Consider the following 22,932-nt stretch of genomic DNA (forward strand, 5'->3'; position numbering starts at 1 on the left):
GGCCGCCAGGCAGGGTCAGGGCGCGCGGCGGCGTGCATCATCATAATGGAAGGGCAGGCACAACGAAAGTCATCGCTGTGCGTGGCAAATGCTGCAAAGCGGCACTGGAATCAATGAAATGGCGGCGATTGGATGCGATAATACCGCTTCTCCAAGCTATTGATTGCCTTCCATGCCACAATTTGCTCCGCTCCAGAATGATACTTTCCTGCGCGCCTTGCTGCGCCAGCCGACCGAGCATACCCCTGTCTGGCTGATGCGCCAGGCGGGCCGCTACTTGCCCGAATACCGCGCCACGCGCGAGCGGGCTGGCTCCTTCCTGGGCCTGGCAAAGAATCCCGATTACGCGACGGAAGTCACCTTGCAGCCCCTGGAGCGTTTCCCGCTCGACGCGGCGATTTTGTTTTCCGACATCCTGACGGTGCCCGACGCCATGGGCCTGGGCCTGTATTTCGCCGATGGCGAAGGCCCGAAGTTCGAGCGCCCGCTGCGCACGGAACAGGACGTGAAGGCCTTGCAAGTGCCGGACCTGGCATCGCTCGACTACGTCTTCAAGGCCGTCACGCAAATCCGCACGGAACTCAACGGCCGCGTGCCGCTGATCGGTTTTTCCGGCAGCCCGTGGACCCTGGCCTGCTACATGGTGGAAGGCGGCGGCTCGAAAGAGTTCCATACCATCAAGAAGATGCTGTACAACCGCCCGGACCTGATGCACCACATCCTGGCGATTAACGCCACCTCCGTGGCGCAGTACCTGAACGCGCAAATTGATGCCGGCGCGCAAGCCGTGATGATTTTCGATTCCTGGGGCGGTGCGCTGGCTGACGGCGCCTACCAGGAATTCTCGCTGGCCTACATGCAGCAAGTGGTGGCGCAGCTGAAACGCGACAAGGATGGCGTCAAGATTCCCGCCATCGTGTTTACCAAGGGCGGTGGCCAATGGATCGAGCAGATCGCCGATATCGGCGCCGATGCCGTGGGCCTGGACTGGACCGTCAACCTGACGCGCGCGCGCCAGCTGGTCGGCCATAAAGTGGGTTTGCAGGGCAATCTCGACCCGGCCATCCTGTTCGCCAGCCCCGAGCAGATCCGCGCCGAAGTGGCGAAAGTGCTCAACGCCTTTGGCGCGCCATCGGCCGGCACGGGCCATGTATTCAACCTGGGCCATGGCATTTCCCAGTTCACGCCACCGGAATCCGTTGAAGCGATGGTGGAAGCCGTGCACAGCATGAGCCGCGCCATGCGCAGCGGGCAGTAATTTCAGCGCCTCTCCTCGCGCAGGGACAGAAAAGGCAGGCTTTCCAGCGGAAGCCTGCCTTTTTCTTTGCTGCGCCCTAGCAAGAAATACCGACTTATGCACAATTTTTTTTGCTGCGGAAATAAGAGGCAGTCGAAAAGCCATGCCCGGGGATGCTTTGCAAGTGCTTGATTATTAAGAAATAAAAAATGCCTTGTTCGGCGGACTTTGTTGCTATTGATAAGGTTATTCTTTCGTTCGCAGGCCTTATTCCTTCATTGTCCACAAAGTTATCAACAGATTCTGTGGATAAAATTGAAAAGTAATTTGTTAACCGATACTTAGCGTCGATGCTCAGGTTTCACGTGAAGTGTATGTTGCAGCGCATGATAATTGAACAATGTTTCGCCGCCCGGCTGGTAAAAACGAACGCTTGCCCGGCAATTGTCAACTTTGCCGCAAGCCGCCCCCGTTTTTCCCAAACGGGTGCCTCAAAGTGGTGCTGATTTCTGTATAAATAAATTACAAATGGTTCAGTTATGCACAGCGGCGGAAATGTCCTGTGGATTTGTAGCCTCCCGGGCATCAATTTTTAAGCCATTGATTTTAAATGGTTAATTTTTCTTGCGTGCCGCTCTTGACGGCGATCGAAATTTTCTGTCCACATTTTTCTGAAAGTTAATTTTGCTTTGTCCACAAAGTTATCCACAGAATTTTCTTCAGGCATGATGACATGCTGTCCTGTCCGCCGTTAGGCGTTTGATAGGTGAAACAAGTATCATGGCCCGCTGGCTTGATGCCGGACATCCCGCGCGCCATTTCCCCTGCGGCGCGCTTTTTTATTGAGATAGGCCCTACTTCCATGTCGCAGTGCATTTTGACGTCGTGCATCCTGAAAATCGCGCTCGACACGCCCTTGAACGCCCTGTTCGACTACCGCTGGAACGCGGCGGTGGATGCCGGTGCGGACGCTGTCGTGGTACTGCCGCAAGTGGGGCAGCTGGCGCTGGTGCCGTTCGGCCGGCGCGAAGTGATGGGGCTGATTGTCGGCGTGTCCGACAGCACCGACGTGCCCGCCGCGAAACTGAAGGACGTGCTGGCCGTGCGCCACCAGCTGGCGCCCCTGTCGGAACAGTGGCTGGCGCTGGCCGCCTTTGCCGCCGATTACTACCAGCGTCCGCTCGGTGAAGTGGCGCTGCCGGGTTTACCGAAAAATCTGCGCGTGCTGACCACCGTGGCGCTCGACCGCGCCATCAAGAAGCTGGGCAAGCTGGCCGACGCGCATGACGGCACGCCGTCGAACATGCCGGCGCTCAACCCGGCACAGCAGGAAGCGGCGGACGCCATCGGCGGCGCCCAGGGTTTCAAGCCAACCCTGCTGTACGGCGTGACGGGCAGCGGCAAGACGGAAGTGTATCTGCAAGCCTGTGCCCAGGTGCTGGCGCGCGAGGACGATGCGCAAATCCTGATTTTGGTGCCGGAAATTAACCTCACGCCCCAGCTGGAAGGCAATATCCGCGCGCGCTTTCCCGGCGTCATGCTGGCCACCCTGCACAGCAGCCTGTCCGAAGGCGAGCGCATGCTGCACTGGCTGGCCGCGCACCAGGGCCAGGCGCGCATCGTGCTCGGCACGCGATTGGCCATCCTGGCGTCCTTGCCGAAACTCAAACTGATCGTCATCGACGAGGAACACGACCCGTCCTACAAGCAACAGGAAGGCTTGCGCTATTCGGCGCGCGATCTGGCCGTGTGGCGCGCCTGGCAATTACAGATCCCCATCGTGCTCGGTTCGGCCACGCCGTCGCTGGAAAGCTGGCACCATGCACAGACGGGGCGCTACCGCAAGCTGGAATTGCGCGAACGGGCCGTCAAGAATGCGGTGTTGCCGCGCGTCAAGATTTTGGACATGGAGCGCGACAAGCCGAAAGACGGCCTGACTTCGCATCTGGTAGCCGCCTTGAAACTGCGCATGGAGCGCGGAGAGCAGTCGCTGCTGTTCTTGAACCGGCGCGGCTATTCGCCCGTGATCTGCTGCGAATCGTGCGGCTGGATCAGCAATTGCACGCGCTGCACTTCGTTCATGGTGCTGCACAAGCCCGAGCACCGCTTGCGCTGCCACCATTGCAGCCTGGAATTGCGCATTCCCCGCCATTGCCCCACCTGCGGCAACGTCGACCTGCAGCCGCTGGGACGCGGCACGCAGCGGGTGGAAGAAGGCTTGCAGCAATTGTTTCCCGAGGCACGGATCTTGCGCATCGACGCCGATTCCACGCGCAAGAAGGGCAGCGCGCAGGAAGCGTTCGACACCGTGCACCGGGGCGAAGTGGATATCTTGATCGGCACGCAGATGGTGGCCAAGGGCCACGATTTCAAAAAGCTGACCCTGGTCGGTATCTTGAATCCGGACACGGCCCTGTTTTCCCAGGATTACCGGGCCAGCGAACGGCTGTTCGCCCAGCTGATGCAGGTGGCGGGCCGGGCCGGGCGCGCCGCGCAGACGGAAGGGGGCAGCGTGTCCGAGGTGCTGATCCAGACGCGCTATGCGCGCCATCCCCTGTACGACGCCGTCGTCAACCACGATTACGACCACTTCGCCACGACCTTGCTGGAAGAGCGGGCCCAGGCGGCGCTGCCGCCGTATCTGTTCCAGGCCCTGCTGCGCGCCGAGGCGCCCGAACTGGCCACGGCCATCGAGTTCCTGCAGGCGGCGAAAGAGTGCATGGAACACCCGCAGGTGACCATCAATGACCCGATTCCCATGAGCATGACGCGCGTCTACAACGTGGACCGTGCCCAGCTGCTGCTGGAATCCCCCTCGCGGCCCGCGCTGCAGGCGTTTTTAAAAGAATGGCTGACGGAATTGCGCGCCATGAAGACGCGCGTGAAATGGTCGCTGGAAGTGGACCCGCTGGATATTTAAATCAAGTCACTGAATTAGTTCAGATAGTCGCGCGCGGACTTGACGATCTGCTCGGACAGCAGCTTGGTAAACGGCGTGTCCAGGGTCCACGCATGCCAGCTCAGCGGTACGTCCAGGGTGCTGCCCGGCATCAGATCCACGAGACGGTCCGTCGCCAGCGCCTGCGCGGCCAGGCGCTGCGGCATCAAGCCGTAGGCCAGGCCATCCTGGACGCAGCCACGGCGCGTCGCTTCCACGGGTAAGGTGTGGTGCGGAAACGGTTCACGCATGCTCAATTGTTCAGCAAGGAAACGCGCCAGCAAGCCGTGCTGGCCCACCACGGCGGGCGCCAGTTGCACCGCCTCGGCAATAAAACCATCGCCGAACCAGTGGCCTGCAAATACGGGTGTTGCCACGCAGACATAGCGCAAGGTGCCCAGCGGCGTGACGCTGGTGGCGGCCGCCGCGTCGATCGCTGTGCCAGACTCGGCTGCCACGCAGCCGAACACGGAGCCATCGCGCACCATCTGCAAGGCGCTGTCGCTGTCGGCCAGGCGCACGTCGAGCTGGCAGCGCGGTGGCGACAGCAGGGCGGACAAGGTGTCGGGAAACCACGTGGCCAGACTGTCGGCATCGATGGCGATGGCGATTTCCGGCATGCTGACGCTGTTGCCCAGGTCGATGTCGAGCGACGCTTCCATCAGCTTGACGTTGCGGTGATGCACGATCAGGCGCTGGCCCAGTCCCGTCGGCACGGCTGGCTGGCCACGGATGATCAGCAGGCGCCCGCTGGCGTCTTCCAGCGCCTTGATGCGCTGCGAGACGGCCGACTGGGTGATGCCCAGCGCCAGGGCGGCCTTGTCGAAACTGCCATGGCTGGCAACGGCGTCCAGCACGGCCAGCGCGCGATAATCGAGTGATCCCATTAGCTCAGCTTATAAATTTTGAAAATGATTAGTTATACTAATGCATATATTGCTGCAAAGTAAAACCTTATTTTTGGCAAACGGGTAGTATCGAACGCTGTGAGCAACCTCAGTGGATGGATAGCACCATGAAGACGATACGAGTGGATGTGGCCGTGATCGGCAGCGGCACGGCCGGCATGACGGCGCACAAGGCGGCGCGCATGCAGGGCAAGCGCGTGCTGATGATCGAAAGCGGACCGTATGGCACGACTTGCGCGAGGGTGGGCTGCATGCCCAGCAAACTCCTGATCGCGGCGGCCGAGGCGGCCCATGCCGTGGCTGCCGCGCCGGCTTTTGGCGTGCACCCGGGCCCCGTGCGCATCGATGGCCGGCAAGTGATGGCCAGGGTGCGCAGCGAGCGCGACCGTTTTGTCGGCTTCGTGCTCGACGGCGTCAACGCCATCCCTGACGAAGAAAAACTGCGCGGTCATGCGCGTTTTATTTCCCCCGGCACATTGCAGGTGGATGAGCATACGCTTGTCGAGGCCACCAGCGTGGTGATCGCCACCGGTTCCACGCCCATCGTGCCGCCCGAGTGGCAGGCGGCGGGAGACAGAGTCATCACCAGCGACGCCGTGTTCGAGTGGACGGACTTGCCCGCTTCCGTGGCCGTGGTCGGCAGCGGCGTCATCGGCCTGGAACTGGGCCAGGCGCTGGCGCGTCTCGGCGTGCGCGTGACCTTGTTTGCGCGTGGCAATAAAGTCGCGCAGCTGACGGACCCGCTGGTGCTGCGGGAGGCGGATGCCGTGCTGGCGCGCGAACTCGACATCCGCTTCATGACCAAGGTTGCGCACATGGTAAAAGCGCCGGATGGCAGCGGCATCCTGCTCACCAGCAGCGATGCCGCCGGCGTGGAAAAAACCGAGCAGTTCGAGTATGTGCTGGCCGCCATCGGCCGGGCGCCGAACGTGGACAAGATCGGCCTAGAAACGGCGCAAATCGAACTCGACCGCCACGGCATTCCTCTGCATGACCCGCATACCATGCAGTGTGGCAAGAGCGCCATCTTCATTGCCGGGGATGCCGACAACGCACTGCCGCTGCTGCCCGAAGCGGCCGACGAGGGCCGCATCGCGGGCGACAACGCGGCGCGCTTTCCTGACGTCAAACCAGGCTTGCGCCGCACGCCGTTGACGATTGCCTTCACGGAGCCGCAGATCGCCACCCTGGGCGCGACGTACCAGCAATTGTGCGTGAGCCATGCAGGCCGCTTCGCCGTCGGTGCCGTGTCATTCGGCAACCAGGGCCGCAGCCGCGTGATGCTGCAAAACCAGGGCTTGCTGCGCGTGTATGCGGAATTTGGCAGCAAGCGCTTTCTTGGCGCCGAGCTGATCGGCCCAAGGGCGGAACACCTGGGCCATCTGCTGGCCTGGGCACGCCAGGCGCAGCTGACGGTGCCAGCCATGCTCGACATGCCGTTTTACCACCCCGTCATCGAGGAAGGCGTGCGCACGGCCTTGCGCGAGCTGGCGCTGCACCTGGAAAAAGACCCGGAACACGCGCCCGGCTGCGCCGATTGCACACCCGGGCCCTGAATGCAACTTTATGATTTATATAATTTTGTAGACAAGCTCACATGATTGAGCGATCATCGCTGCCACATTGAAATATTGATTAAAAGCAAAAAACATTTCAATTGGCACATGCCGCCCATGCCGTAATGGTAAAAAGGGTAGCGGCTGGCGATGACACGGAGACGATGTGAAAATTCGGCGCATTTACGCGGGAGAACTCGCCCTGGGCGTGGCCCTGCCCTGGGACGTGCACGGCGAGACGGGCAGCCTGCTGGCCAGGCTGGGCCATGTCATCAGCAGCGAGAACCAGATCGCATTGCTGCTGGCGCATGGCGTCATCGCCGATACCAGTGCGGACGTGCCGCGCACGGCCACGGAAGCGCCGTCGGCCCTGCGCATGCTGAACCTTGTCACGGCAGGGCTGGCCCTCGTCCTGCCGGCCATTGCCGCCGGGCAGGCGGGCAGCCACCTATCCCTCGCGCCGCTGGCGCAGCTGGTGGAAGAGGCTGTTGCGCTGGATGCGGACGTGGCGCTGGCCTGCATCCTGCACAACCAGGGCGCGGGCGACTTTGCCGTGCGCCACAGCGTCGACACGGCCGTCATCACGGCCCTGCTGGCGCGCGCCCTGAAACTCGATGATGGCGTGATCCGCAGCGTGGTGCTGGCCGCGCTGAGCATGAATATCGGCATGCTGGAACGCCATGCGGATTTCCAGCACAAGGCGGGACCGCTGGACGCGCAGGAGCGGGCCTATTTGCGGGCTCATCCGCAAGCCGGTGTCGACCTGCTGCGCGCGGCGGGCGTCACGGACGCCGTCTGGCTGCAGGCCGTGCTGCAGCACCATGAAAACATCGATGGCAGCGGCTATCCGCTGGGCACGCAAGGCGAGGCGATCGGCATCGGCGCGCGCCTGATCATGCTGGCCGACCGCTATTGCGCGCGCGTTTCGAAGCGCAGCTACCGCCAGCCCTTGCTGCCGAACGTGGCCCTGCGCGAAATGCTGATGGCCGACAAGGCCACGCTGGATGCGCCGCTGGCGTCCCTGCTGGTGCGCGAGCTGGGCATCTACCCGGTCGGCACCTTCGTCAAACTGCTGAATGGAGAAATCGGCGTCGTCACGCGCAAGGGCTTGAATGCCGCCACGCCGCACGTGCAGTCGCTGATCGGCCCCCGCGGCGCGCGCCTGGACGTGCCGCTGCGGCGCGATACGCGCGTGGACTTGCACGCCATCCGCGAAGTGCTCAGTGCGGAGCAGGCGGGTTTGCAGTTTCGCCCTGATCAGCTGTGGGGCCGCAGCGCGCGAATGTAGCCCAGGCGCTTAGTTCAGCAAGCCCGCATCCAGCCGTCCTTCGACTGCCAGTTCGCGCATGATGCGCACGGTGTCGATGTCGGACTCCTTGTAGGCGGAACGGCGGAAGTCGTCGTACAGGGCGTTGGCCGCATCGGTGGCCGCGTCGTGGCCGTCGTCGTACTGGAAGCGTACCCACATGCTCGCTTCGTCGGGCATTTCGATGGTCATCACCAGCGAGGACGCGCTGATATCCTTTTGCGCCGGCACTTCGTAGCGCACCTGCAGTTGCGGCACCAGCACCACCCTGTCGTTGATGACCAGCTCGCCATAGCGCAGGCTGCGCGCGAAGCCGGTATCGCTGCGCTCGCTGATCTGGCATTCATCGAGGTGCGGCACGAACAGTTTCGGCGACTCGGCGCGCAAGACCAGGCCGCGCCAGACTTGCTCCAGGGTCAAGGTGTCGATCAGCGGGTTCAAAGGATCGTTGATTTCAATCAGGTGTTCAAATTTCATGGGACTGCCATTCGGTAAGTGGGCGCACACGGGCGATATAGGCGGAATGGTACTCCAGGCGTGGCCGTGCCGCACGCATTGCATGGGTCAAGATGGCGTCAGATGGCGATATATCAATGCCATTGCCTGTTTTTCAGGCATGGCCCGCCATGCAAATAGCCTGCGCGACGCTGTTACAATGGACTGCTGTTCCCTGCGGAAATACCCTGATGTCCAAAGCACCACAGTTCGGTCTGAATGCGCCCCAAAGCGAAGCGGTTACCTACCTCGACGGCCCTTGCCTGGTGCTGGCGGGCGCCGGCTCGGGCAAGACGCGCGTGATCACGCAAAAGATCGCCCATCTGATCGAAGACCGGGGCTATGACCCGCGCACCATCGCCGCCTTGACCTTCACCAACAAGGCGGCGCTGGAAATGCAGGAGCGCATCGCCAAGCTGTTGAAACAGCCGCGCCAGGCCAAGCAGTTGACGGTGTCGACCTTCCACTCGCTGGGCGTGAAAATCCTGCGCCAGGAAGCCAATGGCGTGGGGCTGAAGGACCGCTTTTCCATCATGGACAGCGACGACTGTTTTTCGCTGGTGCAAGACCTCGCCATTACCACCGATAAACAGGTCATTCGCGGCATCCAGAACGCCATGTCCTTGTGGAAAAATGGCCTGATCGACCCGGACATGGCGCTGGCACAAGCCAAGGATGAGGACGAGGCGAATGCGGCGCGCATCTACCGCAGCTATGTGGCAACGCTGTCCGCCTACCAGGCCGTCGATTTCGACGACTTGATCCGCTTGCCGGTGGAACTGTTCCGCAACAACGGTCCCGTGCGTGACAAGTGGCAGCGCCGTTTGCGCTATCTGCTTGTCGATGAATACCAGGATACGAACACCTGCCAGTACGAACTGGTGAAACTGATGGTGACGGGCATCGGCAAGAAGCCGATGTTTACGGCCGTGGGCGACGACGACCAGGCGATCTATGCGTGGCGCGGCGCCACCGTGGAAAACCTGAAGACCCTGGAGACGGATTTCCCCGATTTGCGCGTGATCAAGCTGGAGCAGAATTACCGCTCCACCATGCGCGTGCTCAATGCAGCCAATGCCGTCATCGGCAACAATCCTAAACTGTTTGAAAAGTCGCTGTGGTCCGAACATGGCCTGGGCGAGCCCATCAAGGTGCTGGGCATGCAGACGGACGAGCAGGAGGCGGAGCAGGTCGCCATCATGATCTCGGCCGACCATTTTGAACGCAAGAATAAATTTTCCGATTACGCCATTTTGTACCGGGGCAATCACCAGGCGCGCATCATCGAGCAGTGTTTGCGCAAGGAACGCATTCCGTACACGATTTCGGGCGGCCAGAGTTTCTTTGACAAGGCCGAGATCAAGGACATCATCAGCTATTTGCGCTTGCTGGCCAACGAGGATGACGATCCGGCTTTCATCCGCGCCGTGACGACGCCGCGCCGTGGCGTGGGGCAGTCGACCCTGGAGGTGCTGGGCGCGTTCTCGGGGCAGTGGCAGTGCTCGCTGTTCCAGGCCGTCTTCAAGGGCGGCATCGAGGCCAAGCTGACGGACCGCCAGTTGGGGCCGCTGCGCGACTTCTGCAACTTCATCAATGACCTGGAATCGCGCGCCAGCCGTCCGGGTGCGGCCGGCAGCGGCGACAACGCGGCCGAAGTGCTGGATGACATGATGAAGGAAATCCACTACGAATCGTATCTGTACGATGCCTTCGAGGAACGCCAAGCGCAAAGCAAGTGGCAGAACGTGCTGGAATTCGTCAACTGGCTGAAGGAACGGGGCCGGGGCGGCAAGGACCGCGATGGCGAAGAAAAGAACGTGCTGGAATTGACGCAGATGGTGGCCTTGATGACCATGCTCGAGGGCAAGGACGAGGAGCAGGACGCCGTGCGCATGTCGACCCTGCACGCGTCGAAAGGTCTCGAGTTTCCGCACGTGTTTCTGGTGGGCGTGGAAGAGGGGATATTGCCGCACAAGGGCGACCCTGACGCGCCGGCCGAAACCATCGCCGCGCGCATCCAGGAAGAGCGGCGGCTGATGTATGTGGGCATCACGCGGGCCCAGCGCACCTTGCACATTACGTGGTGCAAGAAGCGCAAGCGGGCTGGCGAGCAAGTCCATTGCGACCCGTCGCGCTTCATCAAGGAAATGGAACTCGACGTGGGCGACGCCGTGCCGACGGAAGCGGAAGTGATTTCGCCCAAGGAGCGTTTGGCGCGCATGAAGGCGCTGTTGGCCGCGCCGAAAGGGTAAGCGGCGCTCAGGCTTCCACGGCGCCGTCCGGCGTGGCCTTCGGCACGATGGCCAGCTGCATGCCCAGCGCATCGAGCATCTTTAAAATGGTTTCGAAGCGCGGCTTGCTGCCTTCGCGCAAGGCTTTATACGCGCCTTCGCGCGTGATGTCGGCCCTGGCCGCCACCTTGCCCATGCCGTAGGCGCGCACCACGTCGTTCATGGCGGACTGGAACAGTTCCGCATTGCCGGTGGCGACGATTTCGCTCATGTAGGCGGCCACGGCGGCCTTGCTGGTCAGGTGTTGTGCCGGGTCAAATTTGCTCAGTCCCAATGCTTCCAGGTCGTCGAGGTCGAAGGTGTCGTGGTCGATGTCGTGGTTCATTTCTTTCGTGCTCCTGTGGAGGGGCTTGCCGCCGCTTTTTTGAGGGCCGCCTGCCGGGCTTTCAGCTCCCGGAGGATCGCTTGCACCTGCTTTATGTCACGCTGCTGGCTGGATTTGTTGCCGCCCAACAGCAGCAAGATCAGGGTGCCCCGGTTCGTTTCATGAAAATACACGCGCCAGCCTGGCCCCGTCTGTAAAAAGCGCAGCTCGCACACGCCTTCACCCACTGGCCGCCAGTCGCCCTTTTTGCCGTGCTGCAAGTGCTTGATGCGCGCGTCGATGGTGGCGGCCGCAACATCGTGCAGCGAGTCTTCCCAGCGCCGGTATTCGGCCGTCTTGCGCGTGTCGATCAGCGGTGGTTCGGGTGGCGTGGATGCAGTTATTGTAATCGTTTGTTCTCATTCGTCAAGCGATTTGAGGGGGCCAAACGAAAGAATAGGCAGCAATGGCCGTCTGACCGATGGCGAATGGACGAGGTTTGTCCTGGCTCACGCTACTGCGGCGGTAGAATGCCGCTTTCAGTCAGAAATGAGCAGAAGCACCATGGACAATGCAGAACAGATGGAAACACGTTTCGTCGATATTGAAATCAAGCTGGCGCAGCAGGAAGACCTGGTCGAGTCGCTGAATCAGATGGTGTACCAGCAGGGCAAGCGCATCGACCAGCTCGAGGCGATGCTGCACAAGCTGGGCGAACATGTGCGCGACGGGGCGCAGCAGGCAAATGGCGGGCTGGTCAACGAACGTCCGCCGCATTACTAAATCGGCATCGTGGAGCGGGACGCATGAAAACCATTCATTACCCGCCGACCCGTTAAGGTCGGTCGTTGCGGGTGACGCAAGTGTGTCAGGCTGTTATTATTTCAAGCTGGCCCGCGACACAATCGCGGCTCTCTTGCGCTCCTAGAAAGTAGACATGACCCGTCCAACAATGCTCGTCATCGCCGCCAGCCTGATGCTGGCGCCAGCCGCTGCCGCTTTTGCCGCCACCGCCACCACAGCGCCTGCCACTGCCGCTACTGCGGCGGCAACGCTGCCCGCTTCGAACCCGTTTGCGCAGGCCAGCAGCCTGCCATTCAACTATCCACCGTTCGACAAGGTACAGGACGCCGACTACGCGCCCGCCTTTACGGCAGGCATGGCCGCCAACCTGGCGGAAATCAACGCGATTGCGAATAACAAGAAGCCAGCTACCTTCGACAACACCATCGTGGCCATGGAACGCTCGGGCCAGTTGCTGAGCCGCGTGCGCACCGTGTTTTCCGTGATGTCCGGTTCGAATACGAATGAGACGATCCAGGGCCTGGAGCGCGAACTGGCGCCGAAAATGGCGGCCCATAGCGACGCGATCATGCTCAACGACAAATTGTTCAAGCGCATCGACACCCTGTACGGCAAGCGCGACAAGCTGGGCCTGGATGCGGAATCGAAACGCCTGCTGGAACGCTACCACACCGATTTTGTACGCGCCGGCGCCAAGCTGTCGGCGGCGGACAAGGAAAAGCTGCGTGCCTATAACGGCCAGCTGGCTGCCCTGTCGACCAAGTTCGCGCAGAACGTGCTCAAGGAATTGAACGCCTCGGCCGTCGTCGTCGATACGCGCGAAGAACTCGACGGCCTGTCGCCAGCCGCCATCGAGGTGGCTGCCGGCCTGGCCAAGAAGCGCGGCCTGGATGGCAAGTATGTGATCGCCCTCGTCAATACGACGGGCCAGGCGCCGCTGTCGCTGCTGACCAACCGCGCCCTGCGCGAACGCATCATGGCCGCTTCGCAAGCGCGCGGCAGCCGTGGCGGTGAATTCGACAATACCCAGGAAGTGCTGGAACTGGCAAAACTGCGCGCCGAACGTGCTGCGCTGATGGGCTACCCGAACTACGCGGCGTATTCGCTGGAAGACCAGACGGCGCACGACACGACCGCCGTGAACGCTTTGCTGGGCGAACTGGCGAAGCCGGCCGTCGTCAATGCGCGCCGTGAAGCGGACGATATCCAGAAGGTCATCGATGCAGGCAAAGGCGGCTTCAAGGTGGGCGCTGCCGACTGGGCCTTCTATAGCGACAAGGTGCGCGCCGAACGCTACAACTTCGACGAGACTCAGTTGAAACCGTACTTTGAAATGCACAGCGTGCTGACCAAGGGCGTGTTCTTTGCTGCTGGCAAATTGTATGGCTTGACCTTCAAGCAGCGCACCGACTTGCCTGTCTACACGTCCGACATGCTGGTGTACGATGTCTTCAATGAAGACGGCACGCAGCTGGCCATCTTTACCTTGGACCCTTACGCGCGCAGCAACAAGCGCGGCGGAGCCTGGGCGAATGCCTACGTGGGCCAGTCGAGCTTGTTGAACCGCAAGCCCGTCATCGCGAATAACCTCAACATTCCAAAGCCGGAAGCGGGCCAGCCGACCCTGATGACGTTTGACGAAGTCAACACCATGTTCCACGAATTCGGCCATGCGCTGCACGGCATGTTTTCGAACGTGAAATACCCGCGCTTTGCCGGCACCAGCGTGCCGCGCGACTTCGTCGAATACCCGTCGCAAGTCAATGAAATGTGGGCGCTGTGGCCGGAAGTGCTGCAAAACTATGCCAAGCACTATCAGACGGGCGCGGCTATCCCGGCCGAACTGCTGGCGAAAGTGACGGCGGCCGACAATTTCAACCAGGGCTATAAAACCACGGAATACCTGGCATCGGCCCTGCTGGACCAGCGCTGGCACCAGCTGACTCCGGCACAGATCCCGACCGACGTGCTGGCGTTTGAAAAAGCCGCCTTGACGGATGCCGGCGTCGATTTCGCCCCGGCGCCGCCGCGCTACCGCACCACGTATTTCTCGCACGCGTTCGCGGGCGGCTACTCGGCCGGCTACTACGCGTATCTGTGGTCGGAAAAGCTCGATGCCGACACGGTCGAGTGGTTCAAGGAAAACGGCGGCCTGACGCGCAAGAACGGCGACTGGTTCCGCAATAAACTGCTGTCGCGCGGCGGCAGCGCCGATGCGCTCGACATTTACCGCAACTTCCGCGGCCGCGATGCGAAGATCGAGCCGCTGCTGGAACGCCGTGGCTTGAACGCCAAGTAATGCCCGTTCACCGGCCTGGCCGGTACTGAACATCGATGGCCGCCCCGCAACGGGCGGCCATTTTTATTTGGAGTTTTTGATTGTAAACCGTGGTAAACCGCGCATTTGGCGTGATGCACCACAGGATCGCCCATGTTGGATGACGCCTGTGTGACAGGCTGCTATGATCTACCACTGGCCCGCGACGCGATCGCGGTTCTTCCCGCGCTTCCTGAAAGATGTCATGATCCGTCCACAACTGCTCGTCATCGCCGCCAGCGTCATGCTGGCCCACGCCGCCCCGTCCGCCATGGCTGCCGCCACCGCAAAAACCGCGCCCGCCGCCGCCGTCAGCGCGCAGAACCCCCTGCTCAAAGCGAGCCCGCTGCCATTCCAGATGCCGCAGTTCGGCCTGATCAAGGATGCGCACTATGCACCGGCGTTTGCCGAAGGCATGAAACGCCAGCTGGCCGAAGTCAATGCGATTGCCAGCAACCGCCAGGCGCCCACGTTTGAAAACACCATCGTGGCCCTCGAGCGCACGGGGCAGCTGCTGCACCGCGTGCAAAGCATCTTCAGCAATATGACCTCGACCAACACGAACAGCGTGCTGGAAGCGGTGGAAGTGGACGTGTCGCCGAAGCTGGCCGCGCACGCCGATGCGATCACCCTGAATCCGAAACTGTTTACCCGCATCGACACCCTGTACGCCAAGCGCGACAAGCTGGGCCTCGACGCCGAATCCCTGCGCCTGCTGGAACGCTATCACACGGATTTCGTGCGCGCCGGCGCCAAGCTGTCCGATGCGGACAAGGAAAAATTGAAAGCCTACAACGCCGAGCAGGCGGGTCTGGAAACGGCCTTCGCGCAAAACGTGCTGAAGGAAACGAATGCCAAGAGCATCGTCGTTGACACGCGCGCCGAGCTGGCCGGCATGACGGACAGCGATATCGACACGGCCGCCTCGGCAGCCAAGGAGCGCGGCTTGACGGGCAAGTTCGTCATCGCCCTCGTCAACACCAGCGGCCAGCCGCCGCTGGCCGTATTGACGGATCGCAAGACGCGCCAGCGCCTGATGGATGCGTCGCTGAACCGCGGCAGCCAGGGCGGCGAGTTCGACAACCGCGCCATCGTGCTGAAGCTGGCCAAATTGCGCGCCGAACGGGCCACCCTGCTCGGTTACGCCAATTACGCCGCCTACTCGCTGGAAGACCAGACGGCCAAGACGACCACGGCCGTCAACACCCTGCTGTCGGAATTGGCGAAACCGGCCGTTGCCAACGCGCGCCGCGAAGCGGCCGACCTGCAGCAAGTGGTCGATGCCGAGAAGGGCGGCTTCCAGGTGGCGGCCGCCGACTGGGCCATCTACACGGACAAGCTGCGCAAGCAACGTTTCAATTTCGATGAAAACGAGCTGAAACCGTACCTGGAATTGAACAGCGTGCTGAACAATGGCGTCTTCTTTGCCGCCAATAAACTCTACGGCATCAGCTTCAAGCAACGCACTGATCTACCGGTGTACAACCCGGACGTGCGCGTCTACGACGTGCTCGACGCCAACGGCAAGCCGCTGGCCCTGTTCATCGCCGACTTCTATGCGCGCGGCAACAAGCATGGCGGCGCGTGGATGAATGAATACGTGTCGCAATCGTCGTTGATGGGCACGCATCCGGTGGTGGCCAACCAATTGAACATTCCGAAGCCGCCCGCCGGCCAGCCGACCTTGCTGACGTTCGATGAAGTGACGACCATGTTCCACGAATTCGGCCATGCGTTGCACGGCATGTTTTCGAACGTGAAATATCCGCGCTTTGCCGGCACCAGCGTGCCGAGTGACTTCGTCGAGTATCCATCGCAAGTCAATGAAATGTGGGCCGTCTGGCCGGAAGTGCTGCAAAACTATGCCAAGCACTACCAGAGCGGCGCGGCGATGCCGCAGGAATTGCTCGACAAGGTCACGGCCGCCAAGAAATTCAACCAGGGCTTCATGACGACGGAATACCTGTCGGCCGCCCTGCTGGACCAGCGCTGGCACCAGCTGGCGCCGAGCCAGATCCCGACCGACGTGCTGGCTTTTGAAGCTGCCTCGCTGAAGGATGCAGGCGTCGATTACGCACCCGTGCCACCGCGCTACCGCACCAGCTATTTCTCGCACAGCTTCTCGGGCGGCTACTCGGCAGCGTATTACGCCTACCTGTGGTCGGAAAAGCTGGACGCGGAATCGGTCAACTGGTTCAAGGAAAACGGCGGCCTGACGCGCAAGAATGGCGACTGGTTCCGCAGCAAATTGCTGTCGCGCGGCGGCAGCGTCGATGCGCTGCAACTGTTCCGCGACTTCCGCGGCCGCGATGCCACCGTGGAACCATTGCTGGAACGTCGCGGCTTGAACGCGAAGTAAGGCGTCCCCATCAGAAGCTTGCGTTGCGTTGACATGGCGCACGCAAGCTTTCCGTGCCGGCGGCGTAGAATTGAGTAAGATGTAAATAAGAAGGCAGTCGAAAGAGTATATGAGTCAGCAAGATTTGAATGGCATTACCCTGGAAGGTATCGTGACGCGTCTGCAGGCCCACTACGGTTGGGACGGCTTGGCCAAGCACATCGATATCAATTGCTTCATCAGCGATCCCAGCATCAAGTCGAGCCTGAAGTTTTTGCGCAAGACCCCGTGGGCCAGGAGCAAGGTGGAACAGCTGTACCTGGACACGCAATTTACTGACTGACAGGAAAAAACATGGATAGCAAACTCAAGGAATCGCTGCAACAACTGCATTCGACACTGGAAACCAGCGGCCCCGTCGATGAAGAACTGCATGGTTTGCTGCAAAAACTCGATGTCGACATCAAATTGCTGATGGAAAAGCGCGCCGCGCAGGAACAGGAAGAAGAGTCGACCACCTATGGACTGGCCGAGCGCAGCCAGGAATTGTCGGCCAAGTTTGCCGTCAAGCATCCGAAACTGGAGCCGGCTTTACGCGAATTGGGTGAGATTTTAGCCAATATGGGCATTTAAGCAAGTTGTGGGAAATGTCGGGCCTTGTCCTGCCGGGACGGGCCTTCTTTCCCCAAGTGATTGAAAAATAAACGTTTTTTGTACTGAAATCCAACAGTAAAAAGCAGGCCGTCAGGTTGGAAATGGCCAATTCCGGTACAATCCGTACCCTATGAGCTCCCCTACCAATTTATTTGCGACCGTTCCCAAGCGGTCTGCCCGCGCTGCCGTGGCGCCTTTCCTGCCGATGTCGCGTGCCGAGATGGACGCGCTGGGCTGGGACCAGTGCGACGTCATCCTCGTCACGGGCGACGCCTACATCGACCATCCGAGTTTCGGCATGGCCCTGGTCGGCCGTCTGCTCGAAGCGCAGGGTTACCGCGTCGGCATCATCAGCCAGCCGGACTGGCTGTCGGCCGACGCGTTCCGCATCCTCGGCAAGCCGCGCCTGTACTACGGCATTACCGCCGGCAACATGGATTCCATGGTCAACCAGTACACGGCCGACCGCAAGATCCGCTCCGACGATGCCTACACGGCAAATGCGGAACCGAACAAGCGCCCGGACCGCGCCGTCACCGTGTACGCCCAGCGCGCGCGCGAAGCGTATCCCGACGTGCCCGTGGTCATCGGCAGCATCGAAGCATCGCTGCGCCGCATCGCCCATTACGATTACTGGTCGGACAAGGTCCGCCGTTCCGTCTTGCCCGATTCCAAGGCTGATTTGTTGATCTTCGGTAATGCCGAGCGGGCGCTGGTCGACCTGACCCACCGCCTGGCTGCCGGCGAATCGATCAAGGACATCCGCGACTTGCGCGGCACGGCCTTCATGGTGCCGTCCGGCTGGCTGCCCGGCGACGACTGGGGCGTGCACAATTCCACCCGCGTCGACGTGCCCGGCAAGATCGATCCGCACTACAGCCCGTACGAGATGGTGCAGGAAGACAAGACCGCCTGCGCCACGGAAAATGCCTCGAAATCGGCCGAAGTCATCAAGCCGATCCGCATCATGAGCCGCGAAGAACGCCTGGCCATGGCCAAGGAAAAGCACGACAAGACGGTCGTGCGCCTGCCCTCCTACGATGTCGTCAAGGATGACCCCGTCATGTATGCGCACGCGTCGCGCGTGTTCCACCTGGAATCGAATCCCGGCAATGCGCGCGCCATGGTGCAGGCGCACGGCGAACGCGACGTGTGGCTCAACCCGCCGCCGCTGCCGCTGGCCATGGACGAGATGGATGGCGTGTACGACATGAATTATGCGCGCGCGCCGCACCCGAGCTATGGCAAGGCGCATATTCCCGCCTGGGAAATGATTCGCTTTTCCGTCAACATCATGCGCGGATGCTTCGGCGGCTGTACTTTCTGCTCGATCACGGAACATGAAGGCCGCATCATCCAGAGCCGTTCGGAACCGTCGATCCTGCGCGAAATCGAGCATATCCGCGATAAAACCAAAGGCTTTACGGGTACCATTTCCGATATGGGTGGTCCGACGGCGAATATGTACCGCCTGGCGTGCAAGGAAAAAGAGATCGAAGTCTCGTGCCGCCGCCTGTCCTGCGTGTATCCGTCCATCTGCGTGAACCTGGGCACGGACCACAGCAAGCTCATTTCCCTGTACCGCAAGGCGCGTGCCATTCCCGGCATCAAGAAAGTGTTGATCAGCTCGGGCTTGCGCTACGACCTGGCCGTGCGTTCGCCCGAGTACGTCAAGGAACTGGTGACGCACCACGTCGGTGGCCTGTTGAAAATCGCGCCCGAGCACACGGAAGAGGGCACCTTGTCGAAGATGATGAAGCCCGGCATCGGCGCGTATGACGAGTTCAAGGAAATGTTCGACCGTTTCTCCCTGGAAGCGGGCAAGAAGCAGTATTTGATCCCTTACTTTATCGCTGCCCATCCGGGAACGACGGACACGGACATGCTGAATTTGGCCCTGTGGCTGAAGAAAAACAATTTCAAGCTGGACCAGGTGCAAACCTTCATGCCCACGCCGATGGCCATGGCGACGACCATGTATCACACGCGCAAGAATCCTTTGCGCAAGGTGACGGCAGACTCGGAAGTGGTGGAAACGGCCCGCAGCGGCAAGATCCGCCGCACGCATAAAGCCTTCCTGCGCTACCAGGACCCGGCCAACTGGCCGATCCTGCGCGAAGCGCTGGTCAACATGGGCCGTGGCGACTTGATCGGCAATGGCGACAAGCACCTGATTCCTGCCTGGACGTCGTCCGAATCGGGCGGCCTGGCCGCAGGCGAACGCAGCCGCCAGACGCATGGCGCCGGCACGCCGGACAAGTTCAAGGTCACGCCAGGCAAGAACCGTATCGCCCTGGGCGGCACGGCCGCCGCACCGAAGGCGAGCGCTGTCGAATCGAAAGTGCGTCCATCGATCTTGTCGACCATCAAGACCAAGGCCAAGCCGGCCGCCGTGCCGATGGGCCGTGGCAGCAAGCCGCCAGCCAAGGGCGGCCATGCTGCGCCGGCACGGGGCGGACGCAAGTAAGCCAGCGTCACTGTTCCCGGCACCTGGGGCATCCTCTCGAAACCCGGCAACGCGTACTGCGTTGCCGGGTTTTTTGCTATCTGCGCCCCGGGATGGCGTGGCGGCAAGCCTTGGCAGCAGGATTTTTACCAATATTTAAAAAATGAATAGAGCAAAAGGCAATTTTCCCTTGTGGCAACTCAGTGTTTGAAAATATACTCGTTGGATATTTAGCCGTACGGCAACAAAGCTGCCATTCTGGCAAGCGCCAGCGTACGCGCCACCCAGTGTTTAGATGAAAAGAGATGCCAATTGAAATGCCTTTCCTGCCAGGCCGAGAATAAGCCGGGCGCAAAATTCTGCTCTTCCTGCGGCACGACGTTTGCCGCCGCTCCTGCCGCCGCCCCGCTGCCGGGCAAAGCCTGTGGCCAATGCGGCCATGACTGCAAGCCCGATGCCAAGTTCTGCCCCAAGTGCGCATTCAGCTTTGCCGTGGCGCCAGTGGCGTCGCCGGCACCGGTTCTTGAGCCGGTTTTTGAGCCCATTCCTGAGGTTATTCCTGAGCCGATTCCTGAACCATTGCGTGTGTTCGTTCCTGAGCCCGTGCCTGTGGCAGAAGTGGTCGCGGAAGCTGTCCCGGAACCGATTCCCGTTTCCATCCCGGCGCCAGTCGCGCCGCCGCCACCGCCCGTGCTGGAAAAGCGCCGTGCCGATCCCGTGCCTGCACCGGAACCAGAAGCCACTCCCGCACCCGTGGCAGACAGCGTTCCCGACACGCCGGTTGACAGCCAACCGGGCGGCAACCGCATGAAACTGGTCGCCGCCGCCGTCGCCGCGGTGGTGCTGCTGGGCGGTGCGGGCGCTTACTATTTCTTGTCCGGCAAGCCGGCTGCACCGGCATCCGAACCCGTTCCAGCCTTGCCCGCGCTGGAGGACCCTGCGCCTGCCGCCGAGCAGCCGCTGGCCATCAGCGACCCTGCGCTCGATGGCGCCACGACGGCCGATTTTGCCGCGACACCTGCCGCGGCTGCGGACGAACCCGCGCCAGTACCGGCGGCAGCACCTGCACCGGTGCCTGCTCCGGCACCCGCACCCGCACCCGCACCCGCACCCGCACCCGTCGTGGAAAAACCAGCCAAGCCCGTCAAGGTGACCCCGCCACCGGCGCCTGTCAAACAGACGACCGGCCTGGAAAGCGTGATCACGGAGAGCCTGTCGGAAGCGAGCCATTGCATGAGCCAGCGTAAATACGACTGTGCCATTGCCAACGCGAATGCCGTGTTGCGCATGGATACGGGCAACCGCTACGCGCTCGACATCAAGCGCAAGGCGAAGGAAGCGCAGGACAAGGCGCTGTCGCAAATCCAGATCGAGTAAGCCGCGCTGCTTGCCTTCCATTCCTATTTTGATCTTTCCGGAGAATAACGTGAAAAACTTGAACCAAATGGCCAAGCCCCTGGTGGCGATGCTGGTCGTGTCCTCGATGCTGGCCGGCTGCGCCGCGCCGGGCGGCCCTGGCGCCACCGGCAATAACACCGCCGCCGGCACGGAAGCGGCCAGCGGCGAATGCAATACGGCCATGCTGGCCGGCATCGGCGCCGTCGTGGGCGGCTTGCTGGGCGGCGGCAACAACACCGTGCGCGGCGCGGCACTGGGTGCCAGCCTGGGCGCGCTTGCCTGCGTGGCCTTGAATTATCAAAGCCAGCAAGTCAAGACGGCGCAGCAGGTGCAGACCGACTACAAGGTGGCCAACAAGGGCAAGCTGCCCGAGCAGTCGACCCTGGTGACGTACGAGACGGGCTTTACGCCATCTTCCGTGCGTCCGGGCCAGAAGGCGCAGACCAATTCGTATATCGAAGTGGCGGCCGGCACGCGCGATCCGAACCCGCTGGTGGAAGAGGAATTGAGCCTGTACAAGCCAAATGGCGAGCTGATCAAGACTGTGCGCAAGGTCGTCAGCAGCAATAACGGCAGCGGCGCCTACAAGGGCGGCTTCTCGATTCCCATGCCGGAAGGCGTGCCGCAGGGCATTTACCCGGTGCGCACGGCGCTGTACCTGAATAGCAAGCGCGTCGGCGGCCAGGACGTCAAGCTGCAGATCGTCCAGCGCCAGGCGCCCGCGAGCGAGCTGCAACTGGCGCTCGCCTACTAACACCTTGGTACCACGGGGCGGCCCGGCATGCCGCTCCATTCCCGATTCATTTCCACTAGGCTTTACATGACCACTTCCACCGAAGCACATAACCCTCTTCCCTTTTCTTCCGCCGTGGGCTCGCTGATCGAAGCGACCGATGCCATCAAGAACTTCCGCGCGATTGCCCTGCTGGCCCTGACCTTCATCGGCGCCGTGCTCGTCGGTGGCGTGCTGGCGACGCTTGCCGGCGGCATGAGCAGTCCGCTGCTGGCCTTTTTCGGCGGCTTGATGGCCTTCCTCGTGATGTTCTACGGTTCCAACGCCGTGGGCATCCTGCTGATGCGCGATGCGCAAGGCCAGCCGGGCATGAGCCTGGTGGATGCCGTGCTCGTTTCGCTGTACACGAGCCACCGCCTGATCGCGGTCGTCTTCCTTGAATTCCTGATCGTGCTGGCGGCCATGATCGCCATCGCCATCATCTTGTTTGTCTGCAAGATCCCCGTGCTCGGCCCCGTGCTGTACACGGTTGTCTTCCCGCTGTCGGCCATCGTGCTGGGCGTGCTGGTGTTTGCGCTGTTCTACGTGATGCTGCCGCTGGCAGGTCCTGCCGCCTGGTCGGGTGCCAGCGTGTTCCAGATCATTGCCCGTCTGAACCTGATCGTGCGCACCAAGCTGGTGTCCGTGATCTTGCTGGAAGTGCTGCTGTTCCTGATCACCTCGTTTGTGGCCCTGCTGATCTTTGGCGTGCTCGGTACCGGCGTGTCGCTGACCAGCGGCATGTCCGCAGGCATCCTGGGCCTGGGCGGCCAGATGAACATGTATTCCCTGGCTTCGGGGCTGAACGGCGGTTCCGGCTACATCATCGCAGCCGGCCTGGGCGGCGGCTTGCTGTTGGCGGCCGCGGCCGTAGTGCCTGGCCTGATCTTTACCAAGGGCGTGTGCATCATTTACCTGAACGCCACGCGCAATGTCGATTTCAGCGCCTCCGAAGCAAGCCTGAACGACGGCCTGGCGACGGTCAAGAAAAAAGCCGAGGAAGCGCGTGAACGCGCGCGCGCCCTGGCCGAGCAGGCGACTGCCCCAGCCGCACCTGCCACGCCGGCTGCCGCACCTGTTGACAGCCTGCAATGCCCAAGCTGCAAGGCACCGGTCGCGTCCGATGACGTGTTCTGCGGCGAATGCGCGCATAAACTCAAGTAAGGCA

19 protein-coding genes and 1 pseudogene are annotated in these 22,932 nt (G+C 61.6%); 15 read left to right on the top strand and 5 right to left on the bottom strand.

Annotation, left to right across the window (positions count from 1 at the left end; genetic code table 11):
* The first annotated feature begins 172 nt into the window (after positions 1 to 172).
* Entirely contained in the window at positions 173 to 1,258 is a 1,086-nt protein-coding gene (gene hemE, locus CSQ91_RS27080; RefSeq protein ID WP_034780918.1) for a uroporphyrinogen decarboxylase, read from the top strand.
* Positions 1,259 to 1,829: 571 nt separating this feature from the next.
* Here hemE and CSQ91_RS29325 read toward each other — a convergent pair.
* On the bottom strand, positions 1,830 to 1,964 hold the full coding sequence (locus tag CSQ91_RS29325; RefSeq protein ID WP_256607843.1) for a hypothetical protein: 135 nt from the start codon (positions 1,962 to 1,964) through the stop codon (positions 1,830 to 1,832).
* Positions 1,965 to 2,099: 135 nt separating this feature from the next.
* Between CSQ91_RS29325 and CSQ91_RS27085 the strand changes: the two genes are divergently transcribed.
* Complete coding sequence (locus tag CSQ91_RS27085) at positions 2,100 to 4,157, top strand: primosomal protein N' (protein WP_099390123.1); 2,058 nt, start codon at positions 2,100 to 2,102, stop codon at positions 4,155 to 4,157.
* A 14-nt stretch (positions 4,158 to 4,171) separates the two neighbouring features.
* Here CSQ91_RS27085 and CSQ91_RS27090 read toward each other — a convergent pair whose 3' ends face one another.
* The gene (locus tag CSQ91_RS27090) at positions 4,172 to 5,062 is read right to left on the bottom strand and encodes an ArgP/LysG family DNA-binding transcriptional regulator (protein ID WP_099390124.1); all 891 of its coding nucleotides are present in this window, start codon (positions 5,060 to 5,062) and stop codon (positions 4,172 to 4,174) included.
* Positions 5,063 to 5,190: 128 nt separating this feature from the next.
* Here CSQ91_RS27090 and CSQ91_RS27095 point away from each other — a divergent pair, with 128 nt between their 5' ends.
* Both CSQ91_RS27095 and CSQ91_RS27100 read left to right on the top strand, forming a co-directional pair.
* The gene (locus tag CSQ91_RS27095) at positions 5,191 to 6,639 is read left to right on the top strand and encodes a dihydrolipoyl dehydrogenase (RefSeq protein ID WP_099390125.1); all 1,449 of its coding nucleotides are present in this window, start codon (positions 5,191 to 5,193) and stop codon (positions 6,637 to 6,639) included.
* 166 nt (positions 6,640 to 6,805) lie between these two features.
* Positions 6,806 to 7,927, top strand: a complete 1,122-nt coding sequence (locus CSQ91_RS27100) for an HD-GYP domain-containing protein (RefSeq protein ID WP_257217493.1) — start codon at positions 6,806 to 6,808, stop codon at positions 7,925 to 7,927.
* 9 nt (positions 7,928 to 7,936) lie between these two features.
* Here CSQ91_RS27100 and CSQ91_RS27105 read toward each other — a convergent pair whose 3' ends face one another.
* Positions 7,937 to 8,422: an SRPBCC family protein gene (locus tag CSQ91_RS27105; RefSeq protein WP_034780908.1), complete on the bottom strand. Its 486-nt coding sequence runs from the start codon at positions 8,420 to 8,422 to the stop codon at positions 7,937 to 7,939.
* A gap of 209 nt (positions 8,423 to 8,631) precedes the next feature.
* On the opposite strand from CSQ91_RS27105, the gene CSQ91_RS27110 reads away from it, so the two are divergent.
* Positions 8,632 to 10,692, top strand: a complete 2,061-nt coding sequence (locus CSQ91_RS27110) for a UvrD-helicase domain-containing protein (protein WP_051991465.1) — start codon at positions 8,632 to 8,634, stop codon at positions 10,690 to 10,692.
* 7 nt (positions 10,693 to 10,699) lie between these two features.
* Here CSQ91_RS27110 and CSQ91_RS27115 read toward each other — a convergent pair whose 3' ends face one another.
* Both CSQ91_RS27115 and CSQ91_RS27120 read right to left on the bottom strand, forming a co-directional pair.
* On the bottom strand, positions 10,700 to 11,056 hold the full coding sequence (locus CSQ91_RS27115) for an addiction module antidote protein (protein ID WP_099390126.1): 357 nt from the start codon (positions 11,054 to 11,056) through the stop codon (positions 10,700 to 10,702).
* A complete protein-coding gene (locus tag CSQ91_RS27120) occupies positions 11,053 to 11,445 on the bottom strand; it encodes a type II toxin-antitoxin system RelE/ParE family toxin (RefSeq protein WP_306508877.1) in 393 nt (130 codons plus the stop codon). The genes CSQ91_RS27115 and CSQ91_RS27120 overlap by 4 nt, the downstream gene beginning before the upstream one ends.
* A gap of 154 nt (positions 11,446 to 11,599) precedes the next feature.
* Here CSQ91_RS27120 and CSQ91_RS27125 point away from each other — a divergent pair, with 154 nt between their 5' ends.
* The 10 genes and pseudogenes from CSQ91_RS27125 to CSQ91_RS27165 all read left to right on the top strand — a co-directional run bounded on the left by CSQ91_RS27125 (position 11,600) and on the right by CSQ91_RS27165 (position 22,928).
* On the top strand, positions 11,600 to 11,818 hold the full coding sequence (locus CSQ91_RS27125; RefSeq protein ID WP_070290273.1) for a SlyX family protein: 219 nt from the start codon (positions 11,600 to 11,602) through the stop codon (positions 11,816 to 11,818).
* Between the two features lie 154 nt (positions 11,819 to 11,972).
* On the top strand, positions 11,973 to 14,138 hold the full coding sequence (locus CSQ91_RS27130) for a M3 family metallopeptidase (RefSeq protein ID WP_257217494.1): 2,166 nt from the start codon (positions 11,973 to 11,975) through the stop codon (positions 14,136 to 14,138).
* Positions 14,139 to 14,361: 223 nt separating this feature from the next.
* Positions 14,362 to 16,515 carry a M3 family metallopeptidase gene (locus CSQ91_RS27135; RefSeq protein ID WP_099390129.1) on the top strand — a complete coding sequence of 718 codons (2,154 nt, stop codon included), beginning with the start codon at positions 14,362 to 14,364 and terminating at the stop codon, positions 16,513 to 16,515.
* 109 nt (positions 16,516 to 16,624) lie between these two features.
* On the top strand, positions 16,625 to 16,837 hold the full coding sequence (locus CSQ91_RS27140; RefSeq protein ID WP_034780902.1) for a VF530 family DNA-binding protein: 213 nt from the start codon (positions 16,625 to 16,627) through the stop codon (positions 16,835 to 16,837).
* A gap of 11 nt (positions 16,838 to 16,848) precedes the next feature.
* Positions 16,849 to 17,127, top strand: coding sequence for a DUF4404 family protein (locus CSQ91_RS27145; protein ID WP_034753883.1), 279 nt, complete (start codon positions 16,849 to 16,851; stop codon positions 17,125 to 17,127).
* 226 nt (positions 17,128 to 17,353) lie between these two features.
* Positions 17,354 to 19,615: a YgiQ family radical SAM protein gene (locus tag CSQ91_RS27150; RefSeq protein WP_218963777.1), complete on the top strand. Its 2,262-nt coding sequence runs from the start codon at positions 17,354 to 17,356 to the stop codon at positions 19,613 to 19,615.
* Positions 19,616 to 19,906: 291 nt separating this feature from the next.
* A pseudogene (locus tag CSQ91_RS29430) lies at positions 19,907 to 20,011 on the top strand (zinc-ribbon domain-containing protein); the annotation flags it as partial.
* Positions 20,012 to 20,197: 186 nt separating this feature from the next.
* Positions 20,198 to 20,971, top strand: coding sequence for a hypothetical protein (locus CSQ91_RS29050; protein WP_257217496.1), 774 nt, complete (start codon positions 20,198 to 20,200; stop codon positions 20,969 to 20,971).
* A 49-nt stretch (positions 20,972 to 21,020) separates the two neighbouring features.
* Positions 21,021 to 21,746 carry a hypothetical protein gene (locus CSQ91_RS27160; protein ID WP_143451104.1) on the top strand — a complete coding sequence of 242 codons (726 nt, stop codon included), beginning with the start codon at positions 21,021 to 21,023 and terminating at the stop codon, positions 21,744 to 21,746.
* 66 nt (positions 21,747 to 21,812) lie between these two features.
* Positions 21,813 to 22,928 (top strand): zinc ribbon domain-containing protein, encoded by a 1,116-nt coding sequence (locus CSQ91_RS27165; RefSeq protein ID WP_143451105.1) that lies wholly within the window; start codon positions 21,813 to 21,815, stop codon positions 22,926 to 22,928.
* The last annotated feature ends 4 nt before the right edge of the window (positions 22,929 to 22,932 follow it).

Origin of the sequence: Janthinobacterium sp. BJB301 (assembly GCF_002735685.1) — a bacterium.
In the GTDB taxonomy this organism is placed as follows: domain Bacteria; phylum Pseudomonadota; class Gammaproteobacteria; order Burkholderiales; family Burkholderiaceae_D; genus Janthinobacterium; species Janthinobacterium lividum.